Below are 23,303 nucleotides of genomic sequence, written 5' to 3' on the forward strand. Positions count from 1 at the left end.
CAGATGTGTCCTCATCTCTGGGCGAGAGCGTACGACTCTTCCACTTGTCATTGAGCCCAGGGTCTCGGACGAGCACGTCTTTGGCCGCCGGCCCCGCGTCGTCGCGCGCCGTGTCGACGAGGAGCAGCAGTGTCAGGCAGGCAAGACCGAGTGCACTCATGTTCCACCACGATCGGCGGGCAGTCCGTCCCTTCACCGTGGTTGACGGCTGACGCACCGCTGTGCGGGAGGAGAGAGGGCCCGCCTCGAATACATCGGTGAGCAGGACGGCCGCCAGTGCATACGTGTCAGCGGCCAGACGTCTGTCAGTACAAGCCCTCCCTGGAAGCCAACAACCCGCACGACCGATCAAACGGGCGCTCGGATCGTGTCGCCTCATCACTCTCTCGTCAAGACTTCAAACACGGAAGGTGTCCGAGGCAGCACTCACTGAAGTCAGGGCGCCACGCCCACGAAGGGAAAGGCGGTCTTTCCGCGGGACCCTGCGGGCCGTGGTCAATCCGGGAAGCGCAGGGGGCTACTTTCTGGAGGCAGGGGGCAGGTCCGGCCCGTCGCCGAAGGGGAAGATCGGCCACCCTTCGAAGCACGAGCCGTCTTCGAGCACCTCGGGATACCCCATGCCGGTGCGGTAGACCAGGGTGAGAGCGGCGGTGGTGATCAAGGGCAGTAACAGCATCCACCAAACACACCCTGATGACGGTACGGCTTCCCGGCCACGTGAATCATCGCTTGCAGCAAGCCCAGAAGAAGTGTCATACACAGCCAGACCGCAGGCATGGTGAGAAACGTCAGTCCGAAGCCGATGGCTGGCGAGTTCCCTCCCGGGCACTCTTCCCACGCACTGACCGTCCACCGGGTTCCGGCCCATGTCCCGACAGCCGCGAGAAGCGGGGGTATGAAGAACACCAGCACCAGAGAGGTCCTTCCGGGCCGGAGACTCCGGCCGGAAGCGGGTCGCAGGTGGTTCTCGGGGCGCTCGCTTCCGAAAATGGCTCCGCACCTCCCGGTCGATCCCGTACGGATGGCTCGCTCCGGAGCAGCAGCGTGCAGCCCCCCAGGCACCCGGCAAGCCGCCGGGCCCACCCCCTCCGACGCCGACGGTATCCGCCGAGGCGCGACATCGGCTCCGGCCGCGCCGGCCTCCGGCGCGCCCCTACCGGCTCCCACGGAGGCAGCGCCCGCGTCCCCTGAGCCGCCCCGCCCGGACCGCCCGGTGGCCGGGCATCCGCCTTAGCCTGCTCACCGGGTGTGGATCGCCCGGCGGGGACCCCCGGATGGGGGTGGTTCCGCTTGGCGTGGGGGCTCCGTGGGCATTGGCAGGGGCATGCAGACTCCACGCGCGCCCAAGGAACCGGCCGGACCGCCACCCCCCGACGCCGACGGTACGCCCCTGAAGCGGGCCATCGGGCCCAAGCTGCTGCTCCTCTTCGTCGTCGGCGACATTCTCGGAACCGGCATCTACGCCAACACCGGTGCCGTCGCCGGGCGCATCGGCGGGGCGCTGTGGGTGCCGTTCGTCATCGGGTTCGTCGTCGCCATGCTGACCGCCGCCTCGTACGTCGAGCTGGTCGGCAAGTATCCGCGGGCCGCCGGGGCGGCGCTGTACACGCAGAAGGCGTTCCGGGTGCCGTTCCTGACGTTCATCGTCGCGTTCATGGTGATGTGCTCGGGGCTGTCGTCCGCGAGCGCCGCCGCGCGGGCGTTCAGCGGGGACTACCTCCAGGAGTTCGTCGACGTCCCCGCGACCCTCATCGCGATCCTCTTCGTCCTCCTCCTCGCCTCCCTCAACCTGCGGGGCGTCTCGGAGTCGGTGAAGACGAACGTCGTGCTGACGATCGTCGAGGTGACCGGGCTGTTCATCATCCTCGGCATCGGCGTCGCCGCCGTGCTGACCGGGGAGGGCGAGGCGTCGCGGCTGACGGAGTTCGACACCGGCGGGGGCGGGTACGCCGTGCTGACCGGGGTGCTCGGGGCGACCGCGCTGGGGTTCTTCGCCTTCGTGGGGTTCGAGGACTCCGTGAACATGGCGGAGGAGACCAAGGACCCGGTACGCAACTTCCCCCGGGCGATCTTCCTCGGCGTGGCCATCACCGGCACGATCTACGTGCTCGTCGCGCTCGTCTCCTCGCTGATGGTCTCGCACGAGCGGCTGGCGGGCTCCAGCGGGCCGCTGCTGCTGGTGGTGGACGAGAGCGGGGTGGACTTCCCGGCGAAGCTGTTCGCGCTCATCGCGCTCTTCGCGGTGTCCAACTCGGCCCTGATCAACATCATGATGGCCTCCCGCCTCTGCTACGGCCTCGCCAACGAGCGCGTCCTGCCGCACGGCATGGCGCGCGTGCTGCCCGGGCGGCGGACGCCCGTGGTCGGGATCGTCTTCGTCTCCGCGCTGGCCGTCGGGCTGGTGTCGACCGGCGAGATCGAGGGGCTCGGCGACACCACGTCGTTCCTGCTGCTGTGCGTGTTCGCGGTCGTCAACGTGGCGGTCCTGGTGCTGCGCCGCGACCCGGTGGACCACCGGCACTTCCGCGCCCCCACCTGGATCCCCGTGCTGGGCGCCGTCACCGCCGGCGTGCTGGCCAGCCCGCTGTCGGACCGGCCGTCGGACGTCTACGTGCGGGCCGGGGTGCTGCTGGCCATCGGCATCGGGCTGTGGATCGTCAACAGGGTGGCGCTGCGGGCCGCCGAGTGACCCTCACGGCCACAGCATCCGCTTCGTCCACCCGGGCGGCGCGGACTCGTATACGAGCCGGGTGTGCCGGCGCGACCGGTCGCCCTGCCAGAACTCCACCGTCTCCGGCCGCACCGCGTACAGCGTCCAGCCGGGCGCCACCAGCCCCGGGTCCGCCTCGACCCGCGCCAGGGACTCCCGGACCGCCGCGTCCCGCTCCGCCGGGTCGGCGAGCGGGCTGGACTGGCGGCCGAGGAGGGCCTCGGCGCGGGCCTCGGCGCCGCGGGCGAGGAAGTCGGCGGCGCTCAGCTCCGGGTCCGCGGTGCCGACCGGGCCCCGTACCCGTACCTGGCGGGCCAGCGGCGCCCAGTAGAAGGTCAGCGCCGCGTACGGCCGTTTGGCCAGGTCGCGGCCCTTGGGGCTGCCCGCGTCCGAGGCGAAGGACCAGCCGTCGGGGCCGACGTCCTTGAGGATCAGCACCCGCGCCGACGGGTCGCCGCCCGCGTCCGCCGTCGACAGGGTCATCGCGTGCGGCTCGCGCACCCCCGCCCGTACGGCCCCCAGCAGCCAGCTCTCGAAGAGCGCGGCGGGCTCGTCCGGCGTGTCCCGGGGGTCGAACGACGGCAGGTCGCCGTCGAAGACCTCGATCCCGCGCAGCAGCCGTCTCAGGTCGGTCATCGCCGCACCCCTCTCATGCCGGTGGCCCGGCCGGGGGACGTCCGTCCTCCGGCCGGGCCACTCACGGTCGTGACGGTCAGTCGCCACCCTGGAGGATGGCCACCAGGCGCAGCATCTCCAGGTAGATCCAGACCAGGGTCAGGGTCAGCCCGAAGGCGGCGAGCCACGCCTCGTTCTTCGGGGCGCCGTAGGCGATGCCGTCCTCGACCTGCTTGAAGTCCAGGGCCAGGAAGCACGCGCCGAGCACGACGCCGATGATGCCGAACAGGATGCCGAGGCCGCCGCTGCGGAGGCCCATGCCGTCGCCGCCGCCGATGAGCGCGGCGAACAGGTTGACCGCCATCAGCAGGATGAAGCCGATGGCCGCGCCGATGACGAACCGCTGGAACCGGGCGGTCACCCGGATGATGCGCAGCTTGTACGCCACGAGCACGCCGAAGAACACCGCCATCGTGCCGAGCACGGCCTGCATGACCGCGCCGTCGACGTAGGTGTTGAAGTACTCGCTGATGATGCCGAGGAAGACGCCCTCAAGGACGGCGTACGACAGGATCAGGGCGGGGACCGGGCGGCGCTTGAACGCCTGGACCATCGCCAGCGCGAACGCGCCGAGCATGGCCACCAGGCCGATGCCGAGCGACTTCTCGCCGTCGAAGGTGATCCAGGAGGCGACGGCGGCGATGATCACCAGGCCGAGCGTCATGCCCGTACGGGACACGACGTCGTCCATCGTCATCCGGCCGCCGGCGGGGGCCGCGTACGGCGCCCACTCGCCCTGCTGCTGGTCCGGGGTGGCATACGGGTTCCGCGGGGCGGCACCCGGCTGCTGCGCATACGGGTTGGTGCCGGGCTGAGCGGCGTACGGGTTGTTGCCCTGGGCGACTGCGGGGCCCCCGGCCTGCGACGGCGCGTTGAAGCCTGCCGAACCGCCCTCGCGGCTGAACCCCCGTCGCGTGAAGACCGGGTTGCTGCTCCTCATCTCACTCCTCCGTGGCCGCACTGCGCGGCCTTGGTACAAGAGTAATGGGTAGGCAAAGACATCGCGCCAGCCCTCAGGAGGATCTTTCACGAGGCTTTTCCGACTCTTTCCCCGGAGCGGGTAAGCAAGCGCTCAGGAATTGAGGTCCGCGTCACAGTACGAGAGCCGTGACCCCTTCGCTACGTACGGGTAACTTCAGCCCTGGACGACCCTGTCCCGCCAAGCCTCTGGGAGCCGTGATGCCCGAAGCCGTGATCGTCTCTGCCGCCCGCTCCCCGATCGGCCGGGCCGGGAAGGGCTCGCTGAAGGACGTCCGCCCGGACGACCTGACCGCCGGGATCGTCCGGGCCGCCCTCGACAAGGTGCCCGGCCTGGACCCGGCCGACATCGACGACCTCATGCTCGGCTGCGGCCTGCCCGGCGGCGAGCAGGGGCACAACCTGGGCCGCGTGGTCGCCGTGCAGCTCGGCATGGACCACCTCCCCGGCTGCACCATCACGCGCTACTGCTCCTCCTCACTGCAGACGACGCGGATGGCCTACCACGCCATCAAGGCCGGCGAGGGCGACGTCTTCGTCTCCGCGGGCGTGGAGACCGTCTCGCGGTTCGTGAACGGGTCCTCCGACGGCATGCCCGGCACCCACAACCCGCTCTTCGCCGAGGCCGAGGCCCGTACCGCCGAGCGCCAGGAGAAGGGGGGCGCGGGATGGCACGACCCGCGCGAGGACGGGCGGGTGCCCGACGTGTACATCGCCATGGGGCAGACCGCCGAGAACCTGGCGCGGGCCAAGGGCGTCACCCGGCAGGACATGGACGAGTTCGGCGTACGGTCGCAGAACCTCGCCGAGAAGGCCATCGCGGCGGGCTTCTGGGAGCGCGAGATCACGCCCGTCACCACCCCGGACGGCACGGTCGTGGCCAAGGACGACGGCCCGCGGCCCGGCGTGACCATGGAAGGCGTCGCCGGGCTGAAGCCGGTGTTCCGCCCCGACGGGCTGGTCACCGCCGGCAACTGCTGCCCGCTGAACGACGGCGCCGCCGCCCTCGTCGTGATGTCCGACACCAAGGCGCGTGAGCTGGGTCTCACGCCGCTGGCGCGGATCGTCTCGACCGGCCTGTCGGCGCTGTCGCCGGAGATCATGGGCCTCGGCCCGGTGGAGGCCAGCCGGCAGGCCCTGGCGCGGGCCGGGATGACGGTCGGCGACATCGACCTGGTGGAGATCAACGAGGCGTTCGCCGCGCAGGTCATCCCCTCGTACCGGGACCTGGGCATCGACCTGGACCGGCTGAACGTCAACGGCGGCGCCATCGCCGTCGGGCACCCCTTCGGCATGACCGGCGCGCGGATCACGACGACGCTCATCAACTCCCTCCAGTGGCACGACAAGCAGTTCGGGCTGGAGACGATGTGCGTCGGCGGCGGGCAGGGGATGGCGATGGTGCTGGAGCGGCTGAGCTAGTACCCGGTGTGACGGAACGGGCGCCGAGGGGCGCGTGGGACACCTCCCGCGCCCCCGCGCGCGGCGGTGGGACCAAAGGCCCGTCCCATTCATGCCATTTTCCGCTAGGGGTGGGGTTCTGCGCTCCGGCAGGCTGAGGTAGAACATGGGGGTCCTACAGCAACCGGGAGTCCGACAGTGAGCGCCACCAACTTCGCCGTCCTGCTGGCCACCGCCTCCGCCGCGCTGCTCGGCGCCGTCGTGCTGCGGGCGGTGGGCGGGCTGCGCCGGGAGGTCGTACGGCTCCGCGCCGAGCTGACGGCGCAGACCGCGGCGCGGGGCGTCGGGGAGCGGGCGCAGGCGGCGCCGAGGCCGGCCGCGGAGCCCGCGGCGGCCACGGAGCACGTCGCGCACACGACGGCCACGGCGGCCGCCGCGGAGGGCGTCGCCGGCGAGCCGCGCGCCGCAGAAGGCGTCGCCGAGGCCGCCGGCGAGGCCGCGGTGCCGGCCGCCCGGTCCGTACCGGCCGCGGAGATACGCATCGCCGTCGCCCAGGCCCTCGCCGACGAGCGGGAGCGCGAGCTGGCCGAGGCCCGGGCGTTCTGGGCCGAGCAGGAGGCGCGCGACAGCATCGACGCCACGCCCTTCCCGGGCGACCCCGTCGACTTCGGCGGCGAGGTGTTCATACCCCGCCAGGCGGACTTCGCGGGCTTCGAGCCGCTGCTCGACCCCCTGGACCGGCTCGACCGCCTCGACCGCTTCGACCGGCCGGACCCCGCCGAACCCGCCGCCCCCGAGACCCCCGGCACCCCCGGCGTCCCCGGCACCCCCGACGACATAGCCGCGGACGCGCCGCCCGCCGAGGGCGAGTCGGCCGAACTCGCCGCCGCCCGCCGGCGCCACCCCTCGCACCCCGACTTCCGCCCGCAGCCCGCCGTCGCCGACCACGAGCGCACCGTGAACCGGCTGGAGGACCTCGCCGCGGGCCGTACGCCGCTGACCGATGTCCGGCTCGGCCCGCTGGGCACGCTCGACGTCTACGTCTTCGCCGACGGCACCACGCTCTGCCTCTCCCCCGGCCACCGGGACACCGCGGAGCGGCTGGCCGACGCGCTCGACGGGGGCGCGGAGCCGGTGCTGCTCGGCGGCTCGGCGATCAGCGGGGCGTTCGCGCTGACCTTCGACTGCGCGGGCGAGAGCGTGTACATCCTCGCGGACCGCGTCATCGCCTCGCTGTGACGCCCTCCGGCGGCCGCTGAGGGGCCGCTGAGAGCCACCGAGAGCCGCCGGCGGCCGTACGCGCCCCGTGGAGCGGCGCGTTCACAGCCGTACGTCCCGCACCACCGCCAGCGCCTCCGCGAGCCCCTCGGCGTCCCCCGCCGCCCGCAGCGCCACCGCCAGGTCCCGCCCCGCGACGGCCACCTGGTCCCCCACCGCGAACTCCCCCGCCGCCGGCATCTCGTACGGCGTACGCCCCGGCGCCTCCAGCCGCTGCGCCCGCGCGGACAGCTCGCGCGCGAGCGCCAGCCCGGTGGCGGCGGCCCCCGCCCGCAGCCGGCTCTGCGGCAGCGCCCGCAGCCGGTCGGCGATCCGGTCAACGGCGGTCACGAAGTCGAGCACGTCGAGCACCCGTCGACCCTAACCCGGCGGTCGCGGCCGGGGATCGCGGCTCCCCGCGCCCAGGTGGTTGTCAATCGCCGCGCCCTCAGGCACGGTGCTGAGAAGGACTGCATACCGGAGGCGCCGATGTCCCAAGTCTTCTCCGCAGAAACCCACCGGAACCTGCTCTCCCGTATCCCCCACTGCACCGGCCGTGAAGTCTCCGACTGGCTGCAGACCGTCGAAGACGGTCCCTGTCTCCTCCGCTTCGAGGAGAAAGTGAGCTGGCTCCGTGGCGAGCACAACCTGGCGTACGGCCACGCCAAAGCGATCATCCACGAGTACGACCTGAGGCGGGCCGCGCGCAAACTGCTCTAGGAGGGGACAGCGGCACCCCTGGCGCAACAACCGAAGACCGGTGCACCGCACGGCGGAGGGCCCGCGGGAGGGTTGCCCCTCTCCCCGGGCCCTTCTCTTCTCCGGTTCGCTCCCTACTCGCTCTTGATGGCCGCGAGCATGTTGAGCCGCGTCGCCCGGCGCGCCGGCCACAGGGCCGCCAGCATGCCCACCGCGGCCGCGCCGGCGAGGAAGTAGCCCATGCGCTCCCAGGGCAGCACCAGCGAGTACGTGTCCAGCGAACTGGAGATCAGCTCGCCGGCCGCCCAGCCGAGGAAGACCCCGAGGCCGATGCCGAGCACCCCGCCGAAGAGCGAGATGACCAGCGACTCCAGCCGGACCATGCGCTTCACGCCGCGCCGGTCCAGGCCGATGGCGCGCAGCATGCCGATCTCCTGGGAGCGTTCGAAGACCGACATGGCCAGGGTGTTGATCACGCCGAGGACGGCGACGAGGACGGCCATGCCGAGCATCGCGTAGAGGACGTTGAGCATCATGCTGATGAGTCCGGCGATGGCCTCGGAGACGTCTTCCTCGTTCATCACCTCGACGGCGGGGTTGTTGCCGAGGGCGGCCTCCAGGCGGTCCTTCATCGCGGCGCTCTCGCCGCCGTCGGTCTTCAGCCAGACCTCGAAGTCCCGGATGCGGTCCAGGTGCGGGTCGACGACCGCGGTGTCGAGCATGATGCCCCGGATCAACTCGTTGCCGTGGTAGATGCCGCTGACGGTCAGCTCGCCCTTGGCGCCGTCCTGGTAGGTCACCGCGATGGTGTCGCCCATCTGCCAGCCCTCGTCCTCGGCGGTGTCGTCGTCGACGATCGCCTTGGCCGGGCCGTCGCCGGCGGCGGGGGCGTCCTCGGCGAGGCCGGCGAACGAGCCCTGCTCGAAGTCCAGTTCCATCAGCTTGCCGACGTCCTTGCCGTCGACCGCGGTCAGGTCCTCCTCGTCGCCGCCGATGGCGACGGGCACGTTGCGCAGCGGGGAGGAGGCGGTGACCTCGTCGAGGCCGGAGAGCTTCTTCTCCACCTCCGGGCTGAGCGGGGTGAAGTTCGCCATGGTGACCGAGTAGTCGGCCTTCATGGCGTCGGTGGCCATCTTGTCGATGGCGTTCGAGATGCCGCCGGCGATCACCGTCAGGCCGGTGATGAGGGTGAGCCCGATCATCAGCGCCGAGGCGGTGGCGGCGGTGCGCCGCGGGTTGCGTACGGCGTTCTGGCGGGCGAGCTTGCCGGAGACGCCGAACACCCGCAGCAGCGGCGCGGAGAGCGCGATCAGCGGCCGGGACAGCAGCGGGGTGAGGACGAAGACGCCGACGAGGAGCACCGCGGCGCCGCCGCCCATGAGGGCCTTGCCGTCGTCGGCGGTGGTGCCGGCGACGACCATCAGCGCGCCGCCGGCGGCGATGAGCGCGCCGATGGTGTTGCGTACGACGAGGCTGCGGGTGGACGCCTGGGCGTGCAGGGCGCTCATCGCGGCGACCGGCGGGATCTTCGCGGCGCGGCGGGCGGGCAGCCAGGCGGCGAGGACGGTGACGACGATGCCGACGACGAGCGAGATGGCGATGGTCGTGGGTGAGACGATCAGCGGTCCGTCGGGCACGGTCTGGCCGGCGGCGCTCATCAGCGAGCGCAGTCCGGCGCCGATGCCCGCGCCGGCGGCGAGGCCGGCGAGGGCGGCGGCGGTGCCGACGGCGGTGGCCTCGAAGAGCACCGAGCGGGTGACCTGGCGGCGGCTGGCGCCGACGGCCCGCAGCAGGGCCAGTTCCTTGGTGCGCTGGGCGACGAGCATGGTGAAGGTGTTGGCGATGAGGAAGATGCCGACGAAGAGCGCGATGCCGGCGAAGGCGAGCATGCCGGTACGGAGGCCCTCCATGCCCTGCTCGATCTCCTCGGCCTGGTCGTCGGCGAGCTTGGTGCCGGTGAGCGCCTCGGTCTCGGCGGGCAGGATCTGCTGCGCCGCGGCGCGCAGTTCCTTCTCGGAGGTGCCGGGGGCGGCGGCGAGGTCGATCTCGGTGTACTCGCCGGCCTCGGTGAAGAGGTCCTGCGCGGTCTTCGTGTCGAAGAGTACGAGGCTGCCGCCGGCGGCGACGTTGCCGTCGTCGGTGGTGAAGATGCCGGTGATCTCGGGTTCGAGTACGGGGCCGTCGACGGACATCCGCGGGGTGTCGCCGACCTCGTAGCCGGTGCGCTCGGCGGTCTTGGCGTCGATGGCGATCTCGTGCGCGTTCGCGGGGGCGCGGCCGTCGCGCATCGGGTAGCGGGGGTCGCGGGCGTCGCCGGCGTAGTAGTTGGCGCCGCTGGTGGCCCAGCCGTCGCCGACGAGGTCGCCGTCCTTGTCGGCGAGCGCGGCGAAGCCGGCGACGTTGCCGGTGGCGGACTTCACCCCGGGCAGGGCGGCGGCGTCGTCGAGGAGCTTCTGGGTGAGCGGGGGCGGGTCGCCGGGGCGGCCCTCGTCGGCGTCGTCGTCGGGCTGGAGGCGTACGTCGACGTGGTCGAAGCCCTTCTCCGAGCTCTTGGTGTAGGCGTCGGAGATGGTGGAGGTGAAGACCAGGGTGCCGGAGACGAAGGCGACGCCGAGCATGACGGCGAGCACGGTCATCAGCAACCGGGCCTTGTGCGCGAACACGTTGCGCAAGGCGGTGCGAAGCATATGGGGTCAGTCCTGTTGGGGTGGGAAGCCGGTAGCGGGCGGCCTGCGGGGTCGGCGAGCGTGGCTCAGCTGGCCTGGCCCGGCGTCGAAGCCTGGGGGGTGCGGGGGGCTGTGCCCCCCGAAAGCTGCAGCATGGTGTCGAGTACCTGCTCGGCGTTCGGGTCGCGCAGTTCGTTGACGATGCGGCCGTCGGCGAGGAACACGACGCGGTCGGCGTAGCCGGCGGCCACCGGGTCGTGGGTGACCATGACGACGGTCTGGCCCAGTTCGCGCACGGAGTTGCGCAGGAAGCCGAGGACCTCGGCGCCGGAGCGGGAGTCGAGGTTGCCGGTGGGCTCGTCGGCAAAGATGATCTCGGGGCGGGCGGCCAGCGCGCGGGCGACGGCGACGCGCTGCTGCTGGCCGCCGGAGAGCTGGCTCGGGCGGTGCTTGAGCCGGCCGGCCAGGCCCACGGTCTCCACCACCTGCTGAAGCCACTGCTGGTCGGGCTTGCGGCCGGCGATGTCCATGGGGAGGGTGATGTTCTCCAGCGCGTTGAGGGTCGGCAGCAGGTTGAACGCCTGGAAGACGAAGCCGACCTTGTCGCGGCGGAGTTGGGTGAGCTTCTTGTCCTTCAGGCCGGTCAGCTCGGTCTCCCCGATGCGCGAGGAGCCGCCGGAGATGGTGTCGAGGCCGGCCATGCAGTGCATGAGGGTGGACTTGCCGGAGCCGGACGGCCCCATGATCGCGCTGAACTCGCCCTGCATGAACTGCACGGAGACGCGGTCGAGGGCGACGACCTTCGTCTCGCCCTCGCCGTAGACCTTCGTCAGCTCGGTGGCGCTGGCCGCCGCTGCGGGGGCGTAGGCGGTACCGCGGCCAGAGGTGCCGGGGATGGTGGTGGTCACGGCGGTGGGCTCCTGTCGGACGGCGGTGGGCAACCGGTGGTGTGAACTGTTGCGTCCATCGTCCCGGCGGATCGGGCGGATCGGATCAGCCCGCGCTCCGGTTCCGGGCGAGACCGAGGAGGTACTCGGGTGCCGGACGGGTCCTCCTCGGGTATGACCCGCACCCTGAGAGAGACATCGGGCGAGTGCTCCCGGAGGGGCTTTTTGGGTCGTGGAATTTCATCCGAGGACTTCTTCGACAACTCGGGCCTAATTCAAGCCAACATCAGTCCGTAGATGGCCAGTTCGGCCCATCCGCACCGCTACTCTGGTTACGCGCCATGCGGCGGCCCGTACGCAGCGTGTGCGGGCCGGGAGTCCTGCCCGGATGGTGGAAAGCAGACACGGCGACCTTAAAAGTCGCTGGCCTTCGGGCCGTGCCGGTTCAAGTCCGGCTCCGGGCACCTCCCGGCAAGAGGTCGTCGACCTGCGAAGACGACTGGTCAGCACGGTGACCCCGCCCCTCCGGGGCACCGCTGACGCCCGGCTCGACCCGCCGCGGCAGTCGGGAACCGGCCACTCAGCGGAAACGTTCACCCGGATGCCGTCGCCCCTGCCCGGCCCCCGTCCCGGGCCCCGCGGCGCCCCCGAGCCCGGCCGCCGCTTCTCATGCGTTCCTCAGAATCCGCAGGTAGCCTCCCGCGCACGCGAAGGACAACCCCCGACGGGAGGAGCGGAAGTGGCGCGCGGGATGGTGGCGCTGGCGCGGGCGGCGGTCGTGGTGCGGGCGGGCGCGGCACCGCTGTGGTGGCTGGGTATCGCCGCCGCGGCGGCGGGCGCCTGGCAGGACGGGCTGACCGGGCAGTGGATCGGGCTCTACACCGGGGCGGCGCTCTTCCTCGTCGTCGCCCCGGCCGTCTACGCGGTCCGCCGCGGGTGCTTCCTGGCGGCCGCGGAGAAGGCCCAACGGGCGGGCCGCGGCGCCGTGTTGCAGGACCGGGCGGTGACCGTACGGGCATGGCGGCGGGCGCGCCGGTGGTGGCTGGCGGCGGCGTTCGCGGCCGCGGCGGGCTCGGCGGCGGCGGTGCCGATCGCCGGCGGGCTGGCACTGGCCGGGGCCGGTGCGGGGCTGCGGGCGAAGGCGGCGTGGCTGGGGCGCTGGGAGCGGGAGCACGAGGCGCTGCTGTGGCTGCCGGTCGACGCCGTCACCCGCCGGGGGGCCGGTACGGGCGGCGCGGGGGCGGCGTATGCCCGTACGGGCATCGCGGCGGGCGACGCGCTGCCGGGGGGCGGCGTGCGGCGGGGGTCGCCGGCGGCGGTCTGACGGCGGGCGGGATCGCGGCGGGCGTCGAGATCCGGCCACGGAGTGCGCGGTGCGGGTGCGTGGTGCGGGTAGGCGGTGTGCGGTGCGGGTACGTGACGCGGGTGCGCGGTGCGCGGTGCGCCGGGCAGGTGGTATTCGCGTACCGGAAAATCCCGCCTATTGGCCACCGACCGCGCACCGCGCACCACGAATTCAACGGCGCACGAATAACCGGGGTTAAGTGAAAAAGAGCGTTCCGCATTACCCGCGTAGTGCGCCGCTGATATCACCGTGAACGCGTCGAAACAGCTCAGCGGAAGAGCCGGAGCGGCACCGCGCGGGCGAGGAGCGCGTAGCCCTCGGGGTTGAGGTGGAGGTGGTCGCCGGTGTCGGCGGCGGGCAGCAGCGCGCGCGGGTTCGCCGGGTCGCGGACGGCCCGGTCGAAGTCCACGACGGCGTCGAAGCGCCCGCTGCCGCGGATCCAGTCGTTCACCCGCTGCCGGGTCTCCTCGCGCAGCCCGGCCGGGTCGTCGTACGACCCGTTGCCGCCGAACGGCGTGAGCGTGGCCCCGTAGACGCGGATGCCCTGCGCGTGCGCGCGCGTGACGATCTGGTCGTACGCCGCCGTCAGCTCGTCCCCGACCGCCCGCTGCGCCGCCTCGGTGGCCGGCGCCGTGCCGATGTCGTTGACGCCCTCGAAGACCAGCAGCCACCGGACGCCGCTGGTCGCCAGCACGTCGCGGTCGAGGCGGGCGAGGGCGTTGGGGCCGAGGCCGTCGTCGAGGACGCGGTTGCCGCCGGCGGCCTGGTTGACGACGGCGACGGGCGGGCCGCCGCGCTGGCGCAGGCGGTCGGCGAGCTGGTCGGGCCAGCGGTCGTTGCCGTTGGTGGTGGAGCCGCGGCCGTCGCTCAGCGAGTCGCCGAGGACCGCGGCGGCGGCGGTGCGGGCGGGGGCCTGGGCCTCGATGCCGCTGAGGAAGTACCAGTGGTCGGTGGGGGTCGCGCCGGGCAGGGCGGGGGCGTCGGTGTGGTCGCCGGCCAGCAGGTACGAGGTGGTGCGCGAGCCCGGGTGCGAGGTGATGTCGGTGGACGCCTGGCCGTCGGCGAGGTACAGGGTCACGGTCAGGTTGGCGCCGGGCGCGACGTCGAGGCGTACGGGGTCGGAGACCACCTGCGCGCCGACGGGGACGTTTACGGACGGCTGCCCACTGAAGGTCAGCGGGCGCGAACTGCCGGGCACGATGCCGTCGACACCGGCCTCCCCGCCCGCGGGGAGGGCGACGGCGGCGCGGGTGAGGGGCAGGTCGGCGCCGCCGAAGGCGTTGGAGAAGCGGAACCGGAACCGGTCGCCGGGGGCGGTGACGCGCACGGTCTGCCGCAGGGTGGCGTCGTGCAGGACGCCGTCGTCCCGGGTGAACGGCGGGGGCGGCATGTTCCGCGGCTCGGTGAGCTGGGGCATGGAGGTCCAGGCGGCGACCCAGCGTGCGGACCCGCCGCGGGCGGCGGGGGCGTCGGCGCGGGTGTCTGATCGGGTCTCGGCGGAGGCGCCGGCGCGGGAATCGTCGGGGGCGAGGCCGCGCAGCGCCTGGGCGGCCACCGCCACGGCCGCGACCAGGGCCATGACGAGGACGGCGGCGAGGTAGGGGCGCGCGGCGGAGCGGCGGTCACGGCTGCGTACGTACGCGGACTGGGGCATCAGCGGCTCCCGGGGCGTAGGATCGAAATATTTCGAAAGCAGTGCCGAAAATTTCAGACGGTACGCTACGGTCGCCGCCCGCCCCGGTCAACGCCGCCACCCGGACGAGTGCATGCCGAAGAAGCGGGCGGCGGTCGCCGTCCCGCCGCGTCCGGTCGGGCCTAGTCCCAGTCGGACCTGCTCTTCTCCGCGCGCCGGCGGCGGAAGAGCCCGGCGGCGTGCACGGCGTTCACGCCGACGATGCCGCCCCAGCTCACCAGCAGCCCGGGCAGCCCCTCGTTCACCACGCCGATCGCGGACAGCGGGATCGCCAGCACCATGGAGACCGCCGCGAACCCGAAGCGCTCGCCGAACGTGCCGTCCGACGAGCCGGCACCCGGCTGCGTACCCCGCGCGACCTGCATCTGCTGCTCGGCGAGCTGGCGGCGCAGGCGGGTGTCGAACGTGCCGTCCATCCGCTGCTGCACCTTGTCGAGGAAGCCCTCGATCAGCTCGTCCTCGTACTCGGGGCCGAGGTCCCTGCGGGTCTGCAGGGTGGCGTCGAGTTCCTTCTTGATCTCCGGGTCCTGCGCACTCATACCCCGTACCGTACGGAGCCCGCGCGGGACCGTGCAGTAGTGCTAACCCCCCAATCCGATCCGGTGCGCCCTTGCCGTCGTGCATACGGTCATGCAGAGTCGTCGTGCAGTGAATAGCACATCGGATCCGGAGGTGGGATGGTCTCCGCCGACGCGGGCGCCCGGCTGCAGAAGCTCTTCGAGGGGCGCCGGCTGACGCCGACCCAGCGCCGTATCGCGCACTGCATGGTGCGCAGGGCCGCCGACGCGCCGTTCCTGTCCAGCGTGGAGCTGGCGGAGCTGGCCGGAGTCAGCCAGCCGTCCGTCACCCGCTTCGCCGTCGCGCTCGGCTTCGACGGCTACCCGGCGCTGCGCCGCGCGCTGCGCGAGGCGGGACTCGGCGAACCGGCCGGGCCGGCGGACCGGAACGAGTACCAGCAGGCCGTCCAGGCCGAGATCGAGAACCTGCGCAACCTCTCCGCGCTGCTCGCCGACCCCGCCCCGGTCGAGGACGCCGGCCGGCTGCTCGCCGCCTCCCGGCCGCTGCCCGTGCTCGGGCTGCGCGCCGCGGCGGCCCAGGCGCGCGGCTTCGCGTACTTCGCGGCGAAGGTGCACCCGGACATCCGGGTCCTCGACGAGGCCGGCTCGATGCTCGACGACCGCGTCGACGCCGCCGCCCGCGCGGGCGCCACGGCGCTGCTGTGCTTCGCGCTGCCGCGCCACCCGCGGGAACTGGCGGACGCGCTGCGCACGGCGCGGGCCGGAGGGCTGACGGTGGTCACGGTGGCGGACAGCTCGTTCGCGCCGGTCGCGCAGGACAGCGACGTCCTGCTGCCCGCGGCGGTGGGCACGGGGCTGTCGTTCGACACGGCGTGCGGACCGATGCTGCTGGGGCGGGTGCTGCTGGAGGCGATGTGCGACGCGCTGCCGGAGGCGCAGGCGCGGCTGGAGGAGTTCGACGCGCGGGCGGCGGAGCGGGGGTTGTTCCTGGACTGAGGCGCACGCCCCACGCCACGTCCCCGCACACCCACCCCAGGGTAGGCGCCCCCGGTGACAACGCGGTGCTACCCGACGGACGGCGCCAGTCTCGACGCGGTACGGCCCCAGCGGGCCCGGCGGGGCCAGCGGGGCAGCGGCAACGCGGTACGGCCCAGCGGCGCACGGGCCGGGCGACGCCGGTGACGACACGGCGCGGCCCCCGTACGGCGCAGCGGCGCCAAACAACGCGGCGCCTCCGGCGGGCGGCGCCGGCCCCCACGCGGTACGGCCCCGCGCGGCCCGGCAGCGACAGCGACAACGCGACGCCTCCAAGCGGACGACGCCAGCCCTCACACGGTACGGCCCGCACGGCCCGGCAGCGCCAGCGACAAGGCGACGCCTCCCGCCGGGGCCGCCCGGCGGCCCCGGCGGACCGGCGACAATCCGCCGCCGCCCCGCGGCTACCCCCGCTCCCCCACCGGCCGTGCCGCCGGCTCCGAGTCCGCCGCTGACTCCGCCGCCACCCGCCGCCGGCGCCGGTGCTTCAGCAGCGCCCACGGCCGTCCGCGGCCGCCGGCCGCCCCCGCCGGCGCGACCTCGGTGCCGCCCTGCCCGGCGGCCTGCGCCGCGGCCTTGGCCACCGGCAGGTAGCCCTCGTCGCGGCGGACGTCCGGCCGCTCCTCCTCCGCCGGCCACATCCCCAGCGCCGCGCTGAGCGTGGGCAGCACGGCCATCGCGGCGGTGGCGTACCCCTCCGCCGACGGGTGGTAGTTGTCGGGCCCGAACAGCTCCCGCGGGTTGGCCTCGAACTCCGGCCCCAGCAGCGATCCCAGCGACACCGTGCGCCCGCCCCGGTCGAGGACGGCGATGGTCTGGGCGGCGGCGAGCTGCCGGCTCATCCGGCGGGCCAGCCAGCGCAGCGGCTGCTGCACCGGCTCGATCGTGCCCAGGTCGGGGCACGTGCCGACGACCACCTCCGAGCCGGCCTCGCGCAGCCGCGCGACGGCGTCGGACAGGCAGCGCACCGACACGGCCGGCGGCACCCGGTGGGTGACGTCGTTGGCGCCGATCATGATGACGGCGACGTCGGGCCGTAGCCCCTCCTCGTCCAGCAGCAGCGTGACCTGCCGGTCGAGGTCGTCGGACTGCGCCCCGGACAGCGCGACGTTCCGCAGGTCCACCGGCCGCTCGGCGACGGCCGCGAGGCCGGAGGCCAGCAGCGCCCCCGGGGTCTGCCGGGGGCGGTAGACGCCCTGGCCGGCGGCGGTGGAGTCGCCCAGGAACGCCAGCAGCACCGGCCGCGTCCCGCGCCGCCGGCCGAAGGCCGCCCCGTACCGCCCGTCGGCCCGCGGCGGTTCCTCGTCGCTGCCGCCCACCCGGCGCCGCGCCAGGTGCACCTCCGCGACCAGCACGCCCAGCGCCGCGCCGCCGAGGAGGCCGATGCCCCCGCCGCCGTACGCCGCCGCGGCGGCGATCCGGCGCGCCGCCCTCGCCCTGGTCATCGACATCGCCTCTCCGTTCCGGGCCGGTTCCCGTGTGCCGTGCGGTGCGGTGTGATGCGCCGCGGTGCGGTGCGCCGCGATGCACCGCGTCGTGCGCCGCGATGCGCGTCGTGGGTCACGTCGTCGTGCGTCGCGGGGCCGGTGCCGTACCCGCGACACCGCCGCCGGCCCGTCCCCAACGTCTCCCTCCCGGTCCCGGTCGCGGTCCCCGCCCGAGTCCCGGTCCCGGACGCGGTCCCGGTCACAGCCCCGGTCGCAGTCCCAGTCTCCCTGTCTACGCCGCCTCCCCCACCCCGCCCCGCCGCCGACCGCGGTCTCCGCGCGTGCTAACACTTTGTTGCCCGGCCGGGTGCCCGCCTCAATCACCCGCCGGGGAAGCCTTACGCTGGGCTCCCCCTGAGAGCCCCGGACCCTGGAGTGCACGGTGCAGTTTCACGAGTCGATCACCGACCTGGTGGGCAACACGCCCCTGGTCAGGCTGGGCCGCGTGACCCAGGGCATCCGGGCGACGGTGCTGGCGAAGGTGGAGTACTTCAACCCCGGCGGCTCGGTGAAGGACCGCATCGCGCTGCGCATGATCGAGGCGGCCGAGCGCTCGGGCGCGCTGCGCCCCGGCGGCACGATCGTCGAGCCGACGTCGGGCAACACCGGCGTGGGGCTGGCGATGGTGGCCCAGCAGAAGGGCTACAAGTGCATCTTCGTCTGCCCGGACAAGGTGTCGACGGACAAGATCAACGTGCTGCGGGCGTACGGCGCCGAGGTCGTCGTCTGCCCGACCGCCGTGGACCCCGAACACCCCGACTCGTACTACAACGTCTCCGACCGCCTCGTCCGCGAGACCCCCGGCGCCTGGAAGCCCGACCAGTACAGCAACCCCGACAACCCGGCGTCCCACTACCACTCCACCGGCCCCGAGCTGTGGACGCAGACCGACGGCCGCATCACCCACTTCGTCACCGGCATCGGCACCGGCGGCACGATCAGCGGCACCGGCCGGTATCTGAAGGAGGTCTCCGACGGCGCCGTGCAGATCGTCGGCGCCGACCCGGAGGGCTCGGTGTACTCCGGCGGCTCGGGCCGCCCGTACCTGGTCGAGGGCGTCGGCGAGGACTTCTGGCCGGACGCGTACGACCGCGGGGTGGCCGACGAGATCGTCGCGGTCTCCGACAAGGACTCCTTCCGCATGACCCGGCGGCTGGCCCGCGAGGAGGGCCTCCTCGTCGGCGGCTCCTGCGGGATGGCGGTGGTCGCCGCGCTGGAGGTGGCGGCACGGCTGGACGAGAACGACGTCGTCGTCGTCCTGCTGCCGGACAGCGGCCGCGGCTACCTGTCGAAGATCTTCAACGACGACTGGATGGCGGACTACGGCTTCCTGGAGGAGGCCGGCGCCGCGAGCGTCGCGGACGTACTGCGCGACAAGGAGGGCAGCCTGCCGTCGCTGGTGCACATGCACCCGGAGGAGACGGTGGGCGAGGCGATCGAGGTGCTGCGCGAGTACGGGGTCTCGCAGATGCCGGTCGTCAAGCCCGGGGCGGGCCACCCCGACGTGATGGCGGCGGAGGTCGTCGGCTCGATCGTGGAGCGCGAACTGCTGGACGCGCTGTTCACCCACAAGGCGGAACTCGACCACCCCTTGGAGCAGCACATGTGCCCGCCGCTGCCCCAGGTCGGCTCGGGCGAGCCGGTGGCGGACCTGGTGGCCGTGCTGGAGGGCGCGGACGCGGCGGTCGTGCTGGTGGACGGGAAGCCGACGGGCGTGGTGTCGCGGACGGACCTGCTGGCGTACCTGGCGAAAGGGGCAGGTCGGGCCTGAGGGCCTGATCTGACCTTCGCTGTCCACACCCTTCGCACTAGTGTCATTACTCACCGCTACGATGTGTTCGTAACGGAGAGTGACGACATGTGCGGGAGGGAAGGTTGTCGGATCGCCTCGCCGTCGACGGCGACGAGCTGGAGCGCTTCATGCGGCTGCTGAAGCGCTCGCTGCGGTCGCTCGAAGGAGTGCACAAGGCCCTGCGCGACTCCACCATCACCGGCCTCGGCACGGACGACCTCGATGACGCGTGCCAGTACTTCCAGGACGACTGGAAGTACGGGACCGGTCAGATCGGGGAGCAGGTGGACGAGCTGACAGAGATCGTCGAGGAGAGCAAGGACAGCTACGCCGAGGTCGACAAGGCCCTGGAGGAGAACCTGGCCAAAGCCTCCCAGGGGGGCGGAAAGTGACGAGTAACGGCTCTCCCGGCGCAGGCGCGCAGGAGTTACGTTTAGGCCAGCCGCAGGGCCTCCAGCCGGGCACGGTCCCCGATACGTACCCACACCTGGGCTTCAACCCGGCGCCCGGCAGTCCGGACACCGTCCATGCCCTGCGCGCCAAGCTGATCAAGTGCGCGGGAGTCCTCGACGAGACCCGCGAAATGATCACCAAGCTGATGGACGGCGCGTACTGGAAGGGCGACGCGGCCGTCGCCTTCCGGCAACAGCTGGAGGACGGCCCGCTCCCCCTGAACCTCAAGAACGCCGCACGGTCCATCAGAAAGGCCGCACACCAGCTGGACCGCTGGGAGATCGACCTCGACAACTTCAAGGACCGGGCGAAGCGCCTCGACAACCGCGCCCGCGACGCCCGCGAAGCGCTCGGCAACGCGGAGAACCGCGCCGCGGGCGCGAAGCAGGACGCCGAGTCCGCCGACGGCGGCAAGGACAAGGCGGACGGGGATGCGGACGCGGATGCGGCGATGCGCCGCCTCAACGCGGCGGTGGACGCGGCGCACGAGGAGCTGAAGGGCATCCTGTCGGAGGCCCGCGCCCTTGCCTGGGAACACGAGAACAAGGCGAACGAGCGCGCGGACCGGATCCGCGACGCCACGGACAAGCTGGCCCCGCAGGAACCGGGCTTCTTCGCGAAGGCCGCAGCCTGGGTCTCGGAGAACCTCCCGGACATCCTCAGTCTCGCCGCCGGGGTGGTGGCCCTAGCCGCTCTGACGATCGTCACGGGCGGCACGGCGACTGCGGTGCTGTTGCTGGTGGCGGCGGGGCTGAGCGCGGGCGCGCTGGCAACGCGGCTCTCAGATCCGGAGGTGCGGGCGTCACTGTGGAACGGCATCACGAAGGGCGAATTCGACGCGGACTTCTTCTCCAACCTGACAGGCGTGGGTGCCGATGCTCTCGGCATGGTGCCCGGCCTGGCTGCGGTAGGCCAGGGAATCAAACTCGGCGCGGGCGCTATTCGGACAGGTTCCGCGACTCTGTCACTGGGCCAGAAAGTCGGCACCATAGGCGGCCATATAATGACAGAAGCGCGAGCAATCAGCGCACTGGACAATCCGACGGTGGCCTGGATTGTCCACGGGGCGAGGATGCCGTCTTCAGCACCAAAAATCATCGAGGTAACCGCGGCTTCAGTCGGAGTTGCCTCCGGAGGAATCAACCTGCTCGGCACCAAAATTGATGCCCTGGATAACGAAGGTGTCAGCGGATCGGGAAGTGTCTTCGGCGGCCTCGAAATTGCCGGTGTCAGCAGCGGAGATCTCATTAATGTCATCCCTCGCGTCTTCCCCTGATACACCTCCAGACCACCCCACAAAGGAGGGTTAACGTGCACCCGTCCGACTACCCCACCGCATGGGAACACCCGCCGACCCGGCGCGCCTGGGGCGAACAGACGACGGTCAGCGTCCTTGCCTTCATCGGTTGGCTCCTTAGCCCGTTGTTTCTCCTGTACGTGCTTATCGTGTTCCTTTCTCCCGGATTCGCCTTCCTCTTTGCGATCCCCATGGGCTACGGCACATATCGCGCCAAAATTCAACCTGCCCAAATCATCGCCAACATCCGAATCCGCAGAATCCTTCGGGCCTACCCCTGGCGCCTCGACGATATCCCATACAGTTTCCCCCATGGTCCCGAAGAAACGCCAACGGAGCTCTGCCTCACAATCCCCCACCCCACACAGCCGGGGGAAACGATCCTGATGTACCAACACCTGCGTAGCCTGCCCTCATGGTGGACCAGACGGATGGGACCCCGCGCCAAGCCTGAGCTGAAGGCTCAGTTGAAGCCCATCTGGTTCGTCGGCGATCCGCGTTTCTTCGGCGTCATCGCCGTCACCAAACCTGGACGTACCCCAAAAATCTCAGCACCAAGGCGCATGCACCTAATCATCCAGGTCGGAGAGACGAAGCAAACGGCACCCATCGACGTCAACTCGTGGCAAGCTTCCCCCGAAGAGCTAGCACACGCGCGGCAGGCCATCGGTTGGCGAGGCCCACGTGACTGAGGACCAGCCCGCGTACCTTCTCAGCGACTCTGCCACCGCCCCCGACCGCGACGCCTGGTTCGCTCTGCCCGCCGGGTTCACCACCCTCCCGCTCGACGCCCTCACCGCTCCCGCCGAGAGCCCGGACACTGCCCGGTTACGGGAGGTGGTCGGCGGGACTCTCGACGCAGCCCCCGAAGGCGTCGCGCGGCAACAACTTATCGGCCAGTTAGCCACCGCCCAGCGCATGCTGCTCGCCCTGCGCGAGGAGGGCACGGTGCACTGCTCGCTGGGCCTCCACCGCGACGACGACGGCGACGGGCGCGTCCTCACCTCGCTCTTCACCTTCCGCTGGCAGGACATCAGCCACGCCCCCCGCCACCTCACCGCCGCCCGCGCCGTCGCCGCCGGCCACGACCGCATCGAAGTGCTCGACCTGCCGTGCGGGCCTGCTGCGCTCGGCGAGGTGACCATGGGCGTCGCGCCGGATCTCGGGCTGCCCGTCGAGCGGCTGCTGCAGTTGCACGCCTACCTGCCCCACCCCGACGGAGACCGGCTCGTCGTACTCACTCTCACCACCCCCACGCCGAACCGGCGTGCCCACTACCGCGCGATGCTGCGCGACGTCGCCGAGCACGTCAGCTTCGAGAACCCGCTGGCGCACGTACAGACATGAATGCGCGCGGCTCGTTCGCACTCCCCGTGGGTTACGGCGCGCACCGCGCCATTTCTTCCGACTTCCGTGTCCGGAATCTCCTTCGAACTTACCGCGGGCAATTCGGCGACACACCGTTCAGCCTCTCGCCCCACCCTCACGGCTCGATCCGTGCCCACGGGCGTTCGATCAGGTGATGGTTGCCATCCAGATCCTGCGTCCAGTCGGCAGCCCCAGGGCCAGCCCCCTTGCGGTGCTGGCGGACAGGCGTACTCATCGCCAGCCATCCGGGGCCACCTGCGACGACGCGGAGTTCGGACCGTGATTCCGCAACCTGCCGACCAGATCGCCAACCGCACACGCAAGGGCAGTGGCGGCGGGCGCGCGCCCGGATTCGACCACGCAGCCTACAAGCGACGCAGCACCGTCGATCGGTGCATCAATCGACTCAAGCATTGGCGTGGTCTGGCCACTCGCTACGAGAAGACGGGCCACGGTCTACCGCGCTGCTCTCCTCGTCGCGGGCATCTTCCGGTGGTCCGTCCGCTGAAGAGGAGGCAACTCACAACCGCAAGCATTCTCCCTGCGGATCGAAGCACACGAGGCCCTGCTCACGGGCCAGCTCAGCGGCGTACGCGGATACCTCCTCGGCCTCGCCGTAAGACATGAGCAGGTACACAAGTGGGCCCGACGCCTCTTCGATGACCGGTGGCGACGCCCACACGACACTGTGGTTGGCGTCGTCCGGGTACCGCGCGAGGAGGGCTTCCACATACGCCACTATGCGCGGCACCGGCGGCACGACGACATCGTCCGACTCCAGGTAGCGCTCGTAGAGTTCGTCATATATCGCGCCAGCTTGGCGGTCATCAATGGGACGCTCGCCGTCCCACACAGCAAGGTCATAGCTCACAGGTGCATCGTTTCAGGCAGCAGTCCTGCCAACGCGAGCAGGTCGTGCAATCGATCGAGTCTCCACTGGTGATCCGTAAGAGAACACCTAGCGCCCCCGACCGCGACACCGGGTTCACCCTTCCAGCCGGATTCACCGCTCCCCCGCTCAAGGCCCCACCGCTCGCGCCGG

Annotated in this window: 21 protein-coding genes and 1 tRNA gene; 12 read left to right on the forward strand and 10 right to left on the reverse strand. The window is 71.9% G+C overall.

Translation table 11 applies throughout. The annotated features are described in order from the left end of the window. Positions 1-517: 517 nt before the first annotated feature. Positions 518-676 (reverse strand): hypothetical protein, encoded by a 159-nt coding sequence (locus ACHZ99_RS31315; protein ID WP_420308215.1) that lies wholly within the window; start codon positions 674-676, stop codon positions 518-520. A gap of 648 nt (positions 677-1,324) precedes the next feature. Here ACHZ99_RS31315 and ACHZ99_RS31320 point away from each other — a divergent pair. Then, the gene (locus ACHZ99_RS31320; protein WP_420308216.1) at positions 1,325-2,689 is read left to right on the forward strand and encodes an APC family permease; all 1,365 of its coding nucleotides are present in this window, start codon (positions 1,325-1,327) and stop codon (positions 2,687-2,689) included. Positions 2,690-2,692: 3 nt separating this feature from the next. Here ACHZ99_RS31320 and ACHZ99_RS31325 read toward each other — a convergent pair whose 3' ends face one another. Beyond that, positions 2,693-3,346: a pyridoxine/pyridoxamine 5'-phosphate oxidase gene (locus tag ACHZ99_RS31325; RefSeq protein WP_420308217.1), complete on the reverse strand. Its 654-nt coding sequence runs from the start codon at positions 3,344-3,346 to the stop codon at positions 2,693-2,695. Positions 3,347-3,422: 76 nt separating this feature from the next. Next, on the reverse strand, positions 3,423-4,325 hold the full coding sequence (locus tag ACHZ99_RS31330; protein WP_420308218.1) for a Bax inhibitor-1/YccA family membrane protein: 903 nt from the start codon (positions 4,323-4,325) through the stop codon (positions 3,423-3,425). Between the two features lie 239 nt (positions 4,326-4,564). On the opposite strand from ACHZ99_RS31330, the gene ACHZ99_RS31335 reads away from it, so the two are divergent. Further along, on the forward strand, positions 4,565-5,785 hold the full coding sequence (locus ACHZ99_RS31335; protein WP_420308219.1) for an acetyl-CoA C-acetyltransferase: 1,221 nt from the start codon (positions 4,565-4,567) through the stop codon (positions 5,783-5,785). A gap of 177 nt (positions 5,786-5,962) precedes the next feature. Continuing rightward, positions 5,963-7,003, forward strand: coding sequence for a hypothetical protein (locus tag ACHZ99_RS31340; RefSeq protein WP_420308220.1), 1,041 nt, complete (start codon positions 5,963-5,965; stop codon positions 7,001-7,003). A gap of 81 nt (positions 7,004-7,084) precedes the next feature. Here the strand turns inward: ACHZ99_RS31340 and ACHZ99_RS31345 are convergent, their stop codons facing one another. After that, positions 7,085-7,393: a hypothetical protein gene (locus ACHZ99_RS31345; RefSeq protein WP_420308221.1), complete on the reverse strand. Its 309-nt coding sequence runs from the start codon at positions 7,391-7,393 to the stop codon at positions 7,085-7,087. 117 nt (positions 7,394-7,510) lie between these two features. Here ACHZ99_RS31345 and ACHZ99_RS31350 point away from each other — a divergent pair, with 117 nt between their 5' ends. Beyond that, complete coding sequence (locus tag ACHZ99_RS31350; protein ID WP_047016108.1) at positions 7,511-7,741, forward strand: DUF4287 domain-containing protein; 231 nt, start codon at positions 7,511-7,513, stop codon at positions 7,739-7,741. Positions 7,742-7,854: 113 nt separating this feature from the next. On the opposite strand, the gene ACHZ99_RS31355 is transcribed toward ACHZ99_RS31350, so the two are convergent. Both ACHZ99_RS31355 and ACHZ99_RS31360 read right to left on the reverse strand, forming a co-directional pair. Beyond that, a complete protein-coding gene (locus tag ACHZ99_RS31355; protein ID WP_420308222.1) occupies positions 7,855-10,407 on the reverse strand; it encodes an ABC transporter permease in 2,553 nt (850 codons plus the stop codon). A 65-nt stretch (positions 10,408-10,472) separates the two neighbouring features. Continuing rightward, complete coding sequence (locus ACHZ99_RS31360) at positions 10,473-11,294, reverse strand: ABC transporter ATP-binding protein (protein WP_420308223.1); 822 nt, start codon at positions 11,292-11,294, stop codon at positions 10,473-10,475. A 361-nt stretch (positions 11,295-11,655) separates the two neighbouring features. Here ACHZ99_RS31360 and ACHZ99_RS31365 point away from each other — a divergent pair. After that, positions 11,656-11,737 (forward strand) — tRNA-Leu (locus ACHZ99_RS31365). Positions 11,738-12,012: 275 nt separating this feature from the next. Then, on the forward strand, positions 12,013-12,597 hold the full coding sequence (locus ACHZ99_RS31370; protein ID WP_420308224.1) for a hypothetical protein: 585 nt from the start codon (positions 12,013-12,015) through the stop codon (positions 12,595-12,597). Positions 12,598-12,886: 289 nt separating this feature from the next. Here ACHZ99_RS31370 and ACHZ99_RS31375 read toward each other — a convergent pair whose 3' ends face one another. Then, the gene (locus ACHZ99_RS31375; RefSeq protein WP_420308225.1) at positions 12,887-14,272 is read right to left on the reverse strand and encodes an SGNH/GDSL hydrolase family protein; all 1,386 of its coding nucleotides are present in this window, start codon (positions 14,270-14,272) and stop codon (positions 12,887-12,889) included. Positions 14,273-14,433: 161 nt separating this feature from the next. Next, a complete protein-coding gene (locus ACHZ99_RS31380) occupies positions 14,434-14,850 on the reverse strand; it encodes a hypothetical protein (RefSeq protein WP_420308226.1) in 417 nt (138 codons plus the stop codon). A gap of 138 nt (positions 14,851-14,988) precedes the next feature. On the opposite strand from ACHZ99_RS31380, the gene ACHZ99_RS31385 reads away from it, so the two are divergent. Next, complete coding sequence (locus ACHZ99_RS31385) at positions 14,989-15,825, forward strand: MurR/RpiR family transcriptional regulator (protein WP_420308227.1); 837 nt, start codon at positions 14,989-14,991, stop codon at positions 15,823-15,825. A gap of 443 nt (positions 15,826-16,268) precedes the next feature. On the opposite strand, the gene ACHZ99_RS31390 is transcribed toward ACHZ99_RS31385, so the two are convergent. Then, complete coding sequence (locus ACHZ99_RS31390; RefSeq protein WP_420308228.1) at positions 16,269-17,315, reverse strand: SGNH/GDSL hydrolase family protein; 1,047 nt, start codon at positions 17,313-17,315, stop codon at positions 16,269-16,271. 418 nt (positions 17,316-17,733) lie between these two features. Here ACHZ99_RS31390 and ACHZ99_RS31395 point away from each other — a divergent pair, with 418 nt between their 5' ends. The 5 genes from ACHZ99_RS31395 (at position 17,734) to ACHZ99_RS31415 (ending at position 22,240) form a co-directional block, all read left to right on the forward strand. Further along, positions 17,734-19,122, forward strand: a complete 1,389-nt coding sequence (locus ACHZ99_RS31395) for a cystathionine beta-synthase (protein WP_420308229.1) — start codon at positions 17,734-17,736, stop codon at positions 19,120-19,122. Between the two features lie 104 nt (positions 19,123-19,226). Then, positions 19,227-19,535 carry a hypothetical protein gene (locus ACHZ99_RS31400; protein ID WP_420308230.1) on the forward strand — a complete coding sequence of 103 codons (309 nt, stop codon included), beginning with the start codon at positions 19,227-19,229 and terminating at the stop codon, positions 19,533-19,535. After that, entirely contained in the window at positions 19,532-20,872 is a 1,341-nt protein-coding gene (locus ACHZ99_RS31405; protein WP_420308231.1) for a hypothetical protein, read from the forward strand. The genes ACHZ99_RS31400 and ACHZ99_RS31405 overlap by 4 nt, the downstream gene beginning before the upstream one ends. Positions 20,873-20,907: 35 nt before the next feature. Next, positions 20,908-21,585: a hypothetical protein gene (locus ACHZ99_RS31410; protein WP_420308232.1), complete on the forward strand. Its 678-nt coding sequence runs from the start codon at positions 20,908-20,910 to the stop codon at positions 21,583-21,585. Then, positions 21,578-22,240, forward strand: coding sequence for a hypothetical protein (locus tag ACHZ99_RS31415; RefSeq protein WP_420308233.1), 663 nt, complete (start codon positions 21,578-21,580; stop codon positions 22,238-22,240). Before ACHZ99_RS31410 ends, ACHZ99_RS31415 begins: the two co-directional genes overlap by 8 nt. Before the next feature lie 541 nt (positions 22,241-22,781). Here the strand turns inward: ACHZ99_RS31415 and ACHZ99_RS31420 are convergent. Further along, the gene (locus tag ACHZ99_RS31420) at positions 22,782-23,132 is read right to left on the reverse strand and encodes a hypothetical protein (protein ID WP_420308234.1); all 351 of its coding nucleotides are present in this window, start codon (positions 23,130-23,132) and stop codon (positions 22,782-22,784) included. Positions 23,133-23,303 lie beyond the last annotated feature (171 nt).

Source organism: Streptomyces sp. MAR4 CNX-425 (assembly GCF_048656465.1).
Classification (GTDB): domain Bacteria; phylum Actinomycetota; class Actinomycetes; order Streptomycetales; family Streptomycetaceae; genus Streptomyces.